This is a genomic window from Yersinia sp. 2541 StPb PI (assembly GCF_052217145.1).
GTDB classification, from domain to species: domain Bacteria; phylum Pseudomonadota; class Gammaproteobacteria; order Enterobacterales; family Enterobacteriaceae; genus Yersinia; species Yersinia enterocolitica_E.
This window is the reverse complement of record NZ_JAZGQB010000001.1, coordinates 2345123-2359028: the sequence shown is the minus strand read 5'-3', so window position 1 is coordinate 2359028 and position 13906 is coordinate 2345123. Positions and strand designations below refer to the sequence as shown.

Genomic DNA, 13906 nt, shown 5'->3' with positions numbered 1-13906 from the left:
AAAGGCGGTATTTGTGGAGTTAATTTCTCTGTACGGACTGTTTCTAGCCAAAGTAGTGACGATTGTGGTCGCCATTGGTGCGGTAGTGTTACTGGTTGTCAGCCAAGGGATGAGAAAACAAGGGCAACGGGGTGAATTGAATCTGGTTGATTTGGGTGAGCAATATAAGGAAATTCAGCGGGAAATGCGGCTAGCGCGCATGAGCCATGCAGAACAAAAAAACTGGAGCAAAGAGTTTAAGAAGCAGCAAAAAGCGGATCAAAAGCTGAAGAAACAGCGCGCCAAAGCCGGTGCGGTGGCAGCGGTAAAACCCTGCCTATATGTAATTGATTTTAAAGGTAGCATTGATGCACATGAAGTGACGTCATTGCGAGAAGAGATTTCTGCGGTTCTGGCGGTTGCTAGCGCGCAAGATGAAGTGCTGCTGCGACTCGAAAGCCCTGGTGGCGTAGTGCATGGTTATGGTTTAGCCGCCTCGCAATTGGAGCGCTTGCGCCATAAAGGGATTCGCCTGACGGTGGCGGTCGATAAAGTAGCTGCCAGTGGGGGATATATGATGGCCTGTGTGGCTGATCGTATTATTAGTGCGCCATTCGCCATTATTGGTTCTATCGGTGTTGTGGCCCAAATCCCGAACTTCCACCGCTTGCTGAAAAAGAACGATATTGATGTAGAACTGCATACTGCTGGTGAGTTTAAACGCACACTGACATTATTTGGTGAGAATACTGAACAAGGGCGCGAGAAATTCCGTGAAGATCTGAATGAAACGCACCTGTTATTCAAACAGTTCGTACAGCAACAGCGGCCCTCTCTGGACATCGATGCGGTTGCGACCGGTGAACACTGGTTTGGCACCCAAGCGAAAGAAAAAGGGTTGGTTGATGCCATTGGTACCAGTGATGATTTATTGATTGCTGAAATGGATAATCATGAAGTTATCGGTGTGCGTTATTCGCGACGCAAACGTCTGATGGATCGTTTTACCGGCAGCGCGGCAGAAAGCGCTGACCGTCTATTATTACGCTGGTGGCAGCGCGGCGAAAAACCCCTTTTATAATCTGAGAGCATAGGGTTTTTAGTGAAGGAAGGCAGGGGGCTTAGCCCCCTGTTATTTGTGGCTCAATGGCGAAATTAGCCATGTAATAATGGGAGGAGTCACCGGCAATTAATCGATTAAATGGTATTTAGCTGACAAAACATGAGCCAAATGTTTAAACATATTAAATACTGCGGTTGTTTTCGCTGTCGGTAAACCGTCTGCATCCAAGAAAAACTCGCCGCGAAATACCAATACTGGCCCTTTTTGCTCAACCTCAGTTGCCTGCATCCCATGCATATAATCTTCGTGCTGGCGAATAATCTCATTAGCCTCTGCTAATAATTTATTACGCTCAATCGGTGCTGTGTTTCCGTGCATTATATCTCCTTACTACAATGTAATTTCTCTCACTATTGTACTGCGGGTTAGCATTTGTTCGCAAACCGGCTAAGGTTTATTCGAGCCTCTGGCTGTTTTGTAGCCGTGATTGGATAAATTCATATTCCTCGCTAATTAGGTTGCGTAGCGCTTTTTATCAGGTACAGTGTGGGATTTTATACTATTAGGTGGAAGGTTTTGTTGACGCCATGAGGCAGAATTCGCTGCTGTAGTGCTGGGTGTAGGCAAAAATTTTTAGGGATCGAGGGGTCGTCAGGTAAGACTCGGCAGGCGCATTTATGGCTCCGATCAAAAAAACAGGTTGATCTCCTGAGAAAGTACCGCAATATAAAAAAGAGATTCAGAATGCCGCGGTACGGCAAGATAAAAACCTTCTTTTAGAAGAAATAATTTAGGTAAAGGTCATTATGGGTAAAGCCCTCGTAATAGTTGAGTCCCCGGCAAAAGCCAAAACTATTAATAAATACTTAGGGAATAACTACGTGGTTAAGTCCAGTGTCGGTCACATTCGTGATTTGCCGACCAGTGGATCAGCCAGTAAGAAGAGCGCTAACTCAACTGAAGATAAAGCCAAGAAAACCGACAAGCCCAAGACTAAAGTAAAGAAAGACGAAAAGGTTGCGTTAGTGAACCGTATGGGCGTCGATCCTTATCATGGCTGGAAAGCGCAGTACGAAATTTTGCCCGGCAAAGAAAAAGTGGTTGCCGAGCTGAAAGCATTAGCCGAAAACGCTGACCACATCTATCTCGCAACCGACCTTGACCGCGAAGGAGAGGCAATTGCCTGGCATTTGCGGGAAGTGATTGGTGGTGATGATAAGCGCTTTAGCCGTGTGGTTTTCAACGAAATCACCAAAAATGCCATCCAGCAGGCGTTTAATCAACCGGGTGAATTGAATATCAACCGGGTTAATGCCCAGCAAGCTCGTCGCTTTATGGATCGGGTTGTGGGTTATATGGTCTCCCCGCTGCTCTGGAAAAAAATTGCCCGTGGCCTGTCTGCCGGTCGAGTGCAATCAGTGGCAGTGCGCTTAGTTGTTGAGCGTGAACGGGATATCAAAGCATTCGTTCCCGAAGAGTACTGGGAGCTGCATGCTGACTTGCTGGCGAAAGGTGAAGTTCCGATTCAAATGGAAGTCACCCATGCCCATGACAAGCCGTTTAAACCGGTAAATCGCGAACAGACGCATGCTGCACTGAAATTACTGGAAAATGCGCGCTATAAGGTGCTGGATCGTGAAGATAAACCGACCAGTAGCAAGCCCGGCGCGCCGTTTATTACCTCCACCTTGCAGCAGGCTGCCAGTACCCGTCTGAGTTTTGGTGTGAAAAAAACCATGATGATGGCGCAGCGCTTGTATGAAGCAGGTCATATCACCTATATGCGTACTGACTCCACCAATTTAAGTCAGGATGCGCTGACCATGGTGCGTGATTATATTGGCGACAATTTCGGTGATAAGTATCTGCCATCTGCGCCTAATCAGTACAGCAGCAAAGAAAATTCGCAAGAAGCGCATGAAGCTATTCGCCCTTCAGATGTGAGTGTGATTGCTGAGCAGTTAAAAGATATGGAAGCCGACGCCCAGAAGCTGTACCAACTGATTTGGCGTCAGTTTGTGGCTTGCCAGATGACACCAGCTAAGTATGACTCCACCACGTTGACCGTTCAGGCTGGCGATTTCCAACTGCGGGCGAAAGGGCGTACTCTGCGCTTTGATGGTTGGACTAAGGTGATGCCTGCGCTACGTAAAGGCGATGAAGACCGCACTTTACCGGTAATTGAAGTGGGCAGTGATCTGGATTTGCAAAAACTTATCCCAAGCCAACACTTCACCAAGCCGCCAGCACGTTACAGCGAAGCATCACTGGTAAAAGAGTTGGAAAAACGGGGTATTGGCCGTCCATCCACATATGCATCAATCATTTCGACCATTCAAGATCGTGGTTATGTGCGGGTAGAAAACCGCCGTTTCTATGCCGAGAAAATGGGTGAAATCGTTACTGACCGGTTAGAAGAAAACTTCCGCGAATTGATGAATTACGATTTTACCGCGCGCATGGAAAGTGGCCTGGATCAGGTTGCCAACGATCAGGCCGAGTGGAAAGCTGTACTGGATGGTTTCTTTGCCGAATTCAGCGAACAGCTTGAAAAAGCAGAGAAAGACCCTGAAGAGGGCGGTATGCGCCCGAATCAGATGGTGATGACCAGCATCGACTGCCCAACCTGTGGCCGTCAGATGGGGATTCGTACCGCCAGTACCGGTGTGTTCCTTGGGTGTTCTGGTTATGCATTGCCACCTAAAGAGCGCTGCAAAACCACGATCAATCTGGTACCCGAAGCTGAGATTCTCAATATCCTTGAGGGTGATGATGCGGAAACTAACGCATTACGCGCCCGCCGCCGTTGCCAGAAATGTGGTACGGCAATGGATAGCTATCTCATCGATAACCAACGTAAATTGCATGTTTGCGGTAATAACCCTGCGTGTGATGGTTATGAGATAGAAGAGGGCGAGTTCCGTATCAAAGGGTATGAAGGCCCGATTGTTGAGTGCGAAAAATGTGGTTCTGAAATGCATCTGAAAATGGGGCGTTTTGGCAAGTACATGGGCTGCACCAATGACGAGTGTAAGAATACCCGTAAAATCTTGCGCAGTGGTGAAGTCGCGCCACCTAAAGAAGATCCGGTACCGTTGCCAGAACTGCCTTGTGAGAAGTCAGATGCCTATTTCGTGTTGCGAGACGGTGCTGCAGGCGTGTTCCTGGCTGCGAACACCTTCCCTAAGTCGCGCGAAACCCGTGCGCCGTTAGTCGAAGAGTTAGTTCGCTTCAAAGATCGTTTACCTGAAAAATTACGTTATCTGGCTGATGCGCCTGTGGCGGATAAAGAAGGTAATAAAACCATGGTACGTTTTAGCCGTAAAACCAAACAGCAGTATGTTTCATCCGAGAAAGATGGCAAAGCCACGGGTTGGTCTGCTTTCTATATCGATGGAAAATGGGTTGAAGCGAAAAAATAAGTGGTTAAACCGATCGGAGTACACTTAAGCCTATAGTGCGGTACTCCGGTACCACAACAAAAAACCAGCCTCAATGGCTGGTTTTTTTATTGGGCTAATCTACTCAAGTGCTTTATAGTCTTAGTTAATCCGCTAAAGTTATTACACTTTGGCTACTGTCTGCATTTATCAAAAAATACTATTATTTTTAGGCTGATGTACTGTAATACCAAGTAAGAAGGGTATATACAGTTAGCGATGAAATGATATAGTAGTTATATAAAATATTTTCTTATCACCTAATGTTATTATAAGGTCAATACTGACCAGCTTCGCACCATGCAGTTTACGGGTTTTAGTTAATAACTTCTCGGCATACCGGGTGATACCGATATACCAAACTGTGGCGTTCCCACAGTGTTCAACCTAGGATGGTATCGATATGAAATTGCAGCAGCTCCGTTATATTGTTGAGGTGGTCAATCACAACCTTAACGTATCGTCCACCGCAGAAGGACTGTATACCTCGCAGCCGGGGATCAGTAAGCAGGTCCGAATGCTGGAAGATGAGCTGGGTATCCAAATTTTTGCCCGCAGTGGCAAACATCTCACGCAGGTGACCCCCGCAGGGCTGGAAATCATCCGTATTGCCCGTGAAGTCTTATCCAAAGTAGATGCTATCAAAGCCGTTGCCGGTGAACATACCTATCCTGATAAAGGTTCGCTGTATGTAGCCACTACCCATACTCAGGCGCGTTATGCATTGCCGAATGTGATTAAAGGTTTTATCGAGCGCTACCCGCGTGTGTCGCTCCATATGCATCAAGGCTCGCCGACCCAAATAGCCGAAGCGGTTTCTAAAGGGAGCGCTGATTTTGCTATCGCCACTGAGGCGCTGCATTTATATGACGACCTGATTATGTTGCCGTGCTATCACTGGAACCGTGCTGTGGTAGTCAAGCCTGATCATCCTTTAGCAGGTAAAACCCACGTCAGCATTGAAGAGCTGGCAGCATACCCGATTGTGACTTATACCTTTGGTTTTACTGGCCGTTCTGAGCTGGATACTGCGTTTAATCGTGCTGGTCTGACACCGCGCATTGTGTTTACCGCGACAGATGCCGATGTGATTAAAACCTATGTGCGATTAGGGTTGGGTGTGGGGGTTATCGCCAGTATGGCAGTTGATCCGATCCAAGATCCTGATCTGGTGATAGTTGATGCCCGTGATATCTTTACCTACAGCACCACGAAAATTGGTTTCCGCCGCAGCACTTTCCTGCGCAGTTATATGTATGACTTTATTCTGCGTTTCGCCCCACATCTGACCCGTGATGTGGTGGATAAAGCGGTTGCCTTGCGTTCTAATGATGATATCGAGGCGATGTTCAAGGACATTAAATTGCCGACTAAGTGATTTATAAAGAAATAAAAGCCATCTCTTTTTCGTGATGGCTTTTCCATAACAGAACTAATAAGTAAAAATTCAAAAGCCAATAGTCACCTCTCCTGTTAATTTGTTTATGAAAATAATGGTGTTATTTTTATAAATATTTTTAGGAGAGTATATGGCTTCAATATCTTATCCATTATTAAATAATACATTAACTAATGTGTTTTCATTTCATGATAATGTCTATGTCGGAAGTGAAATTTTTAATATAAAAATGGGTGAAGAACAGTTTTTTTTAGAAAAAAAGAATGGAATTAATAAAGTATTAGATGAGTTATGTAAACATGGGTGGGTTAATCCATCTGCAAATTATCATGACACAAACCTGCACAATTTACTGAGTTCGTTGGTTGAGACCCCACTGGCAGAAACGATGATAGGTTTCAACAACGTATATAAATGTGGGCTGCCTCCTGATTATAACCCAACTTTCTGCTTTGAGAGAAATGGTCAATCTGGTGTGAAGATGCATTATGAGGTGATCCACAGTAAAGAGAGCTGTAATCTTTTTAAATTGACGGGTGAGTTTCTGTTTGATAAAGATTGTCAATTAAGTCATGAAAAACCTTCAATTTCTATTGAATTTTTCCCTCAATGCCCTACGGTGTTAGAAGAGACTCTGGACTCCAGAACTGTAATAAAGAAATTTTTAGATTGGCTAATGAATTTATTCAATTTAAATGGTTTTGTGTTGGCAAATACTCAATCTGATGTAGATATGGCAAAAAATATTGCGGTGAGCTTTTCAAATATAAATAAGGATGATAGTAATTATTGCGTAATGGAAAATAGATTGAATGAAGAACGAGCAGCGCGTGAAGAACAAGCAGATGATTTTAATAAATCATTGCAATCCATTATTAAAGGGTTTGATGGAATAACTCATTATATAAACAATGAATTAGCTGAGTGTAGTGATAATAAAATTGAACAAATGATAACAAACTTTTCTGGCGTTCTTAAAAATGAGATAAAGAATGATGAGAAAGGTCTTAAACAACTAGAAATTGATTCAGTTAAATTTACTCAAGATCTTGAAGAGAGAAATGATGGATTAGTGTCTGAGCAGGAAGATCATTATGAATGGGACGATGCTGTTTGGTAGATAATGTAAATCTGAGTAATTGACACAAATTGGCCATCACCATCGTTTACACCTATCGCTGCCAGTAACCGCCATTGTTGCCAAAATGTTAATGTTTCTTTGTGTTATATTTAATTCAGACCTCATAATTACAAGGGAATAGCCTTGTTGAGATGAATGCTGTTTTAGAGCACTTATAAGAAACAATGGAGGCGCTATGTCGTTGGATCTGCGAAAAACGAGTATGGCCAAGTTGGTCGCCCTTAATCACGAATATCACTACTACAGCCTGCCGCAACTGGCAGCAGTGCTGGGGGATATTGACCGGCTGCCGAAATCACTGAAAGTGTTACTGGAGAATCTACTGCGTCATCTGGATGGCGAACAGGTTCAAGAGGATGATTTAAAAGCCATTATTGATTGGCAGCTCACCGGGCATGCCAGCCGGGAAATTGCTTACCGGCCTGCGCGGGTATTAATGCAGGATTTCACCGGGGTACCGGCGGTAGTCGATTTGGCTGCGATGCGTGAAGCAGTCAAACGGCTGGGGGGCGATGTGGCGCAGGTTAACCCATTGTCACCGGTAGATTTGGTTATCGACCATTCCGTCACTGTTGACGAGTTTGGCGATAAAGCCGCTTTTGGCGAGAACGTCCGGCTCGAAATGGAACGTAACCACGAGCGCTATATCTTCCTGCGTTGGGGGCAGAAAGCCTTTAGCCGTTTCCGTGTGGTACCGCCGGGTACCGGGATCTGCCATCAGGTTAACCTTGAGTATTTGGGGCAGACGGTTTGGCATGAACAGCAGGATGGGCGGGAGGTCGCTTACCCCGATACGCTAGTGGGTACCGATTCCCACACCACCATGATCAATGGCTTGGGGATACTCGGTTGGGGCGTTGGTGGGATTGAAGCGGAAGCCGCAATGCTGGGCCAACCTGTCTCAATGCTGATTCCCGATGTGGTCGGCTTCAAAATGACCGGTAAGATGCGTGAAGGGATCACTGCCACGGACTTGGTGCTTACCGTAACGCAAATGCTGCGAAAACATGGGGTAGTAGGCAAATTCGTTGAGTTTTATGGTGATGGTCTGGCGGATTTGCCACTGGCAGATCGCGCGACTATAGCCAATATGTCGCCGGAGTTTGGTGCGACCTGTGGTTTCTTCCCGGTGGATGACGTGACGCTGGGGTATATGCGCTTAAGTGGCCGCAGTGATGAACAGATAGCCTTGGTTGAGGGCTACAGTAAAGCACAGGGGCTGTGGCGTCATCCCGGTGACGAGCCAATATTCACCAGCCAGCTCTCATTGGATTTGAGCACAGTGGAAGCAAGTATGGCTGGACCAAAGCGGCCACAAGACCGGGTCGCTTTACCCAAAGTGCCTTTAGCTTTTAAAGCGTTTGAAGAGCTGGAAATCAATAGCAAAAAAGATAAAGTTGACCATGTTAGCTTCACGCTGGAAGGGAAAACGCACGAGTTGGCGCCCGGCGCGGTGGTAATTGCCGCGATAACCTCCTGCACCAACACCTCGAATCCTAGTGTACTGATGGCAGCCGGTCTGTTAGCTAAAAAAGCGGCAGAGAAGGGGCTAAAAACCAAACCGTGGGTGAAAACCTCGCTGGCACCAGGCTCTAAAGTGGTGACTGAGTATCTCAATGCCGCCGGATTAACCGCTTATCTGGATAATTTGGGCTTTAATCTGGTGGGTTATGGTTGTACCACCTGCATTGGTAACTCTGGCCCATTGCCTGATCCAATAGAAAATGCCATCAAAGTCGGGGATTTGACCGTCGGTGCGGTGCTGTCCGGTAACCGAAACTTTGAAGGGCGCATTCATCCTTTAGTAAAAACCAACTGGCTGGCTTCGCCGCCGCTGGTGGTGGCTTATGCTCTGGCCGGTAATTTGAATGTCAACTTGGCACAAGAGGCGCTCGGTAACGACCCTGACGGCAAGCCGGTTTATCTAAAGGATATCTGGCCTAGCGGATTTGAAATCGCTAAAGCTGTCGAAGAGGTTAAAACTGAGATGTTCCGTAAGGAATATGCCGCCGTATTTGATGGCGATGAAGAGTGGCAGTCGATTCAGGTTAATAGTACACCAACCTATGATTGGCAGAGCGATTCCACCTACATCCGTTTGCCTCCTTTCTTTAGTGATATGAAAGCGTTGCCTGATCCGGTTGAGGATATTCACCATGCACGTATTTTGGCGATTTTGGCTGATTCTGTCACCACAGACCATATTTCTCCCGCCGGTAATATCAAGCTTGATAGCCCTGCGGGCCGCTATTTACGTGATCGTGGGGTCGAGATTAAAGAGTTTAACTCCTACGGTTCCCGTCGTGGTAATCATGAAGTGATGATGCGTGGGACGTTTGCCAATATCCGTATCCGTAATGAGATGGTCCCGGGGGTTGAAGGGGGTGTCACTCGTCATATTCCGTCACAAAATGAGATGGCTATCTATGATGCTGCTATGCGCTATCAGCAGGAGAATGTGCCATTGGCGGTGATTGCCGGTAAGGAGTATGGATCCGGTTCGAGTCGTGACTGGGCAGCTAAAGGGCCAAGATTACTGGGGGTGCGGGTAGTGATTGCTGAGTCATTTGAGCGTATTCATCGCTCCAATCTGATTGGGATGGGTATTTTGCCCCTCGAGTTCCCAGCAGGGGTTAATCGCAAAACTTTGGGGCTGACGGGTGATGAATCCATTAGCGTCAGTGGGTTACAAAAACTGTCCCCAGGGCAGAAGGTGGCAGTGACGATAACCTATGCTGACGGGCGGCAACAAACGGTAGATACCCACTGCCGTATAGATACAGGTAATGAATTGGTTTATTTCGAAAATGGCGGCATTTTGCATTATGTTATCCGCAAAATGCTGTAGTTATTAGAATGTTGTCGTTATTAGAATGGCACAGCCATTAGTGACAGTGTCACTACGGTGCTTGTTCGATAAAAAGGGTGGTTGAGAAACCACCCTTTATTGTTCTTGAACGCGGCTAATTATTTGGTCAGCAGATGGCCCATTTTGGCCGCTTTGGTGGCCATATACTGTTCATTCTTGGGATTTTGCCCGACAATCAATGGCACCCGCTCAACGATATTAATCCCCGCCTCGGAGAGAATCTCAACCTTCTTCGGGTTATTGGTTAGCAAGCGCACGGCTTTGACGCCCAGTAATTTATATATATCTGAGCATAAGGTGAAGTCACGTTCATCGGCGGCAAATCCGAGTTGATGGTTAGCTTCCACAGTATCAAAGCCCTTATCCTGTAACGCGTAAGCGCGAATCTTATTCAGCAAACCAATATTACGGCCTTCCTGACGATGATAAATCAACACACCGCGCCCCTCTTCGGCAATGTGCGTCAATGCGGCTTCTAACTGAAAACCACAGTCACAACGCAGGCTAAACAAAGCATCACCTGTCAGGCACTCAGAGTGAACACGGGAGAGCACTGGTTTATCACCACTGATATCACCAAATATTAAGGCCAGATGATCATGGCCAGAGGCTAACTCTTCAAAACCGACCATCAAAAAATCACCCCAAGGCGTCGGTAACTTGGCTTCTGCTACACGTTTAAGCTGCATCTTACTGTTCATATTATAACTTCAGACCTTAAGGATGTTATCGCGCATCCTGATGTGGATACCCGCTTTAACCCGTTATATCCCTTCATCTTAGGGCATAGGGTTAAATAAAAAGTTTCTCTGCGATCATTATTAGCTATATTGCCATAACTTTTGGCTCACTGCTGTTCAACAAAGCAGCGAAAAGGAAAGAGAAAATGTCTGACGAGAACATATTTGGGTAATAACATAATTTTGTTTGTGTTATCAATGATTAATGGGACTTATACTGTGTGGTTATAGCCGCTGTACAATTCGTGCTATCACCATGGAAAAGACGATATAGACATCATGTGTAACCAAGGGCCCCAGATGTGGAATATAGCGAAACGAATCACTGTCGGAACACTTATCTTACTCTTACCCACCCTTGTTATCTGGCTTTCTGGTTGGCAGTGGCAACCCGGCAGTAATAATGTTTGGTTGAAAAGTGTGTTCTGGGTGACTGAAACGGTCACTGCGCCATGGGGAATCTTGACCAGTGCGTTGCTCAGTTGCTGGTTTTTATGGTGCCTACGGTTTCGGATTAAGCCCGCGATAGGGTTGTTGGTCCTGATGGGGGGCGTAATTCTTGTCGGTCAGGGTATAAAATCACTGATTAAAGAGCAGGTACAAGAACCTCGTCCATTTGTCGTCTGGCTTGAGGCAGAACATCATATTGATAATCGCTTTTTCTATTCGCTTCCCCGTGCTGAACGCAGTGAGTTGGTCAAACAGCAACTACAGAGCCAAACCATTATTCCGCCGTGGTTGAGCAGTCATTGGCAGTTTGAAACTGGCTTTGCTTTCCCCTCAGGTCACACGGTTTTTGCTGCCAGTTGGGCATTGTTGGCGGTAGGCATATTGTGGCCACGGCGACATTATAAAACCGTCATTTTGCTAATGATATGGGCGCAAGGTGTCATGATGAGCCGGTTGGTATTAGGCATGCATTGGCCACGGGATCTGGTAGCCGCAGCACTTATCAGCGGGTTATTGGTCGCCATTGTGTGTAGCTTAGTACAACGTTGGTTCGGCTCGTTAGCCATTTTGCCACAAGAACAGCGCGAGATAGAAAAACGTGAGCATGAGGAAAATTGAGTGATTAGTTATTATTCTCAGCCCAGTCGCTTAAAATAATATCAATTAGGTGCCCAATCGGCGCTTTATCTTGGTGCAGGGTTTCTTTGCTGGGTAAGGAAGTGCTAATTTATCAAGTAAGGGCGCCACATTTTTGGCATAATTCATCAGGTTGATTCGGCCTTTAGGAAAAAACGTGAAATATTTGCTGATTTTTTTGTTAGTACTGGTGATTTTCGTGATTTCAGTCACGTTAGGGGCAAATAACGATCAAGTCGTTACCTTTAACTATTTATTGGCTCAGGGCGAATATCGGGTATCTACGTTATTGGCAACGCTTTTTGCGGCGGGCTTGGTACTTGGGTGGGTTATTTGTGGGCTTTTTTATCTGCGAGTTCGAATTTTACTGGGGCGCGCAGAGCGGAAAATTAAACGTCTTGAGTCACAGCAAGAGCAGCCTATTGAATCCAGTGCGGCTGTTTCCACACCTGCTGTCAGCAAGGAATAATTTTCTATGTTAGAAATGCTGTTTCTGCTGTTGCCCGTCGCTGCCGCCTATGGCTGGTATATGGGGCGTAGAAGCGCTCAGCAGGATAAGCAACAGGATGCTAACCGCCTGTCTCGTGAATATGTGGCAGGGGTTAACTTCCTTCTCTCTAATCAGCAGGACAAAGCGGTTGATCTGTTTCTTGAGATGTTGAAAGAAGACAGTTCGACCGTTGAAGCGCATCTGACATTAGGGAATTTGTTCCGTTCTCGTGGTGAAGTTGACCGCGCTATCCGCATTCATCAGGCGTTGATGGAAAGTGCTTCTCTGACCTTTGAACAACGATTGCTGGCAATTCAGCAACTTGGTCGTGATTATATGGCCGCGGGTTTATATGATCGGGCAGAGGATATGTTCAATCAATTGGTTGAAGAGCAAGATTTCCGGCTCGGGGCACTACAGCAGTTATTGGTTATTCATCAGGCCACCAGTGATTGGAACAACGCGATTGAAGTGGCGGAAAAACTGGTCAAGATGGGCAAAGATAATCAGCGGCTGGAGATAGCGCATTTCTATTGCGAACTGGCGCTGCAAGCCATGGGGAGTGATGATTTAGAGAAAGCAATGGGGTTGCTGAAGAAAGCGGCTATTGCGGATAAGCAGTGCGCCCGTGTCTCCATCATGCAAGGTCGGGTGCATATTGCCAAGGGTGAATATGCCAAAGGCGTAGAGGCGCTGGAGCGTGTGCTGGAGCAGGATAAGGAAGTGGTCAGCGAGGCATTACCTATGTTGAGCGATTGCTACCAACATCTACAACAGCCCGAGGCGTGGGCGAATTTCCTCAAACGCTGCGTTGAAGATAATACGGGTGCTACGGCTGAACTAATGCTGGCCGAAATACTGGAACAGCATGAAGGCCGTGATGTGGCACAAACCTATATCAACCGCCAGTTACAACGCCATCCCACCATGCGTGTTTTCTATCGATTAATGGATTATCACCTGGCAGATGCAGAAGAAGGGCGAGCGAAAGAGAGCTTGCTGTTGCTGCGAGACATGGTAGGAGAACAGATTCGGACCAAACCCCGTTATCGCTGTCATAAATGTGGTTTTACCGCGCACTCTCTGTACTGGCACTGTCCATCATGCCGAGCCTGGGCTTCGGTTAAGCCGATCCGGGGATTGGATGGGCAGTAAACGTTTCTATTGTCAGAGGTATCGCGACAGTCATCGGGTGACCTGAGCCACCCGATAGTTTTTGATGAAGTATTGTGGTGTTATCTTTATTTTTTCTTCTGAGGCGCTTTCACACCGTCTTTCAATAATTGTCGCAGTTTCTTCAACTCTTTTTGGCTTAACGGCTGCTCTGAAATCTCTTCTACACCTTGGCTATCAATCTCACCTTGATGCAACTTGGCATCTTTGCGGCTGGCTTTACTACTTTTAACATCAACCTCAAAGCTCTTTTCTAATCTTTCGCACACTTCGGTACTCAGGGAAAACTGTTTTTCTAAGGCAGCAGCCTTGATTTTCTCTTTTAATTCCAGAGGGATTTTAATGGTTAAGGTAGATATTTCGCTCATCATATAACCTTTAACTTAGGAGGAAATACCAAGCTAAGCGAGGGAAGCGAAACTGTCTAGGGGATAACACAATTGTCACAAAAAATTCACATTAGCCACGGCAAAAAGAGCGCAAATGCGCTCTTAGAAAGAGATAAAGCGTTAACCGGAGAGACGGG

General features: G+C 46.3%; 11 protein-coding genes. 8 read left to right on the top strand and 3 right to left on the bottom strand.

The genetic code is table 11. The features are described from left to right. Positions 1-13 precede the first annotated feature (13 nt). A complete protein-coding gene (gene sohB / locus V1953_RS10460; RefSeq protein ID WP_083158918.1) occupies positions 14-1060 on the top strand; it encodes a protease SohB in 1047 nt (348 codons plus the stop codon). Between the two features lie 108 nt (positions 1061-1168). Here the strand turns inward: sohB and V1953_RS10455 are convergent, their stop codons facing one another. Continuing rightward, positions 1169-1420 carry a YciN family protein gene (locus V1953_RS10455; protein ID WP_083158917.1) on the bottom strand — a complete coding sequence of 84 codons (252 nt, stop codon included), beginning with the start codon at positions 1418-1420 and terminating at the stop codon, positions 1169-1171. A 428-nt stretch (positions 1421-1848) separates the two neighbouring features. On the opposite strand from V1953_RS10455, the gene topA reads away from it, so the two are divergent. The 4 genes from topA to acnA all read left to right on the top strand — a co-directional run bounded on the left by topA (position 1849) and on the right by acnA (position 9870). After that, positions 1849-4464, top strand: a complete 2616-nt coding sequence (topA, locus tag V1953_RS10450; RefSeq protein ID WP_083158916.1) for a type I DNA topoisomerase — start codon at positions 1849-1851, stop codon at positions 4462-4464. Between the two features lie 421 nt (positions 4465-4885). Continuing rightward, the gene (gene cysB, locus V1953_RS10445) at positions 4886-5860 is read left to right on the top strand and encodes an HTH-type transcriptional regulator CysB (RefSeq protein ID WP_005191584.1); all 975 of its coding nucleotides are present in this window, start codon (positions 4886-4888) and stop codon (positions 5858-5860) included. Between the two features lie 151 nt (positions 5861-6011). Beyond that, positions 6012-7001: a hypothetical protein gene (locus tag V1953_RS10440; RefSeq protein ID WP_442850883.1), complete on the top strand. Its 990-nt coding sequence runs from the start codon at positions 6012-6014 to the stop codon at positions 6999-7001. A gap of 196 nt (positions 7002-7197) precedes the next feature. After that, positions 7198-9870 (top strand): aconitate hydratase AcnA, encoded by a 2673-nt coding sequence (acnA, locus tag V1953_RS10435; protein WP_442850882.1) that lies wholly within the window; start codon positions 7198-7200, stop codon positions 9868-9870. A gap of 119 nt (positions 9871-9989) precedes the next feature. Here the strand turns inward: acnA and ribA are convergent, their stop codons facing one another. After that, positions 9990-10580 carry a GTP cyclohydrolase II gene (ribA, locus tag V1953_RS10430; protein WP_442851311.1) on the bottom strand — a complete coding sequence of 197 codons (591 nt, stop codon included), beginning with the start codon at positions 10578-10580 and terminating at the stop codon, positions 9990-9992. A 351-nt stretch (positions 10581-10931) separates the two neighbouring features. On the opposite strand from ribA, the gene pgpB reads away from it, so the two are divergent. The 3 genes from pgpB (at position 10932) to lapB (ending at position 13362) form a co-directional block, all read left to right on the top strand. Beyond that, complete coding sequence (gene pgpB / locus V1953_RS10425) at positions 10932-11699, top strand: phosphatidylglycerophosphatase B (RefSeq protein WP_083158900.1); 768 nt, start codon at positions 10932-10934, stop codon at positions 11697-11699. 175 nt (positions 11700-11874) lie between these two features. After that, entirely contained in the window at positions 11875-12186 is a 312-nt protein-coding gene (locus V1953_RS10420) for a LapA family protein (protein WP_005191595.1), read from the top strand. A gap of 6 nt (positions 12187-12192) precedes the next feature. Then, entirely contained in the window at positions 12193-13362 is a 1170-nt protein-coding gene (gene lapB, locus V1953_RS10415) for a lipopolysaccharide assembly protein LapB (RefSeq protein WP_083158899.1), read from the top strand. An 86-nt stretch (positions 13363-13448) separates the two neighbouring features. On the opposite strand, the gene V1953_RS10410 is transcribed toward lapB, so the two are convergent. Further along, entirely contained in the window at positions 13449-13748 is a 300-nt protein-coding gene (locus tag V1953_RS10410; protein WP_193784662.1) for a hypothetical protein, read from the bottom strand. Positions 13749-13906: the final 158 nt, after the last annotated feature.

Coding starts and splice junctions, on each gene's coding strand:
- topA (WP_083158916.1), top strand. CDS start 1,849: ATGGGTAAAGCCCTCGTAATAGTTGAGTCCCCGGCAAAAGCCAAAACT.
- cysB (WP_005191584.1), top strand. CDS start 4,886: ATGAAATTGCAGCAGCTCCGTTATATTGTTGAGGTGGTCAATCACAAC.
- lapB (WP_083158899.1), top strand. CDS start 12,193: ATGTTAGAAATGCTGTTTCTGCTGTTGCCCGTCGCTGCCGCCTATGGC.
- V1953_RS10440 (WP_442850883.1), top strand. CDS start 6,012: ATGGCTTCAATATCTTATCCATTATTAAATAATACATTAACTAATGTG.
- V1953_RS10410 (WP_193784662.1), bottom strand. CDS start 13,748: ATGAGCGAAATATCTACCTTAACCATTAAAATCCCTCTGGAATTAAAA.
- pgpB (WP_083158900.1), top strand. CDS start 10,932: ATGTGGAATATAGCGAAACGAATCACTGTCGGAACACTTATCTTACTC.
- acnA (WP_442850882.1), top strand. CDS start 7,198: ATGTCGTTGGATCTGCGAAAAACGAGTATGGCCAAGTTGGTCGCCCTT.
- ribA (WP_442851311.1), bottom strand. CDS start 10,580: ATGCAGCTTAAACGTGTAGCAGAAGCCAAGTTACCGACGCCTTGGGGT.
- V1953_RS10455 (WP_083158917.1), bottom strand. CDS start 1,420: ATGCACGGAAACACAGCACCGATTGAGCGTAATAAATTATTAGCAGAG.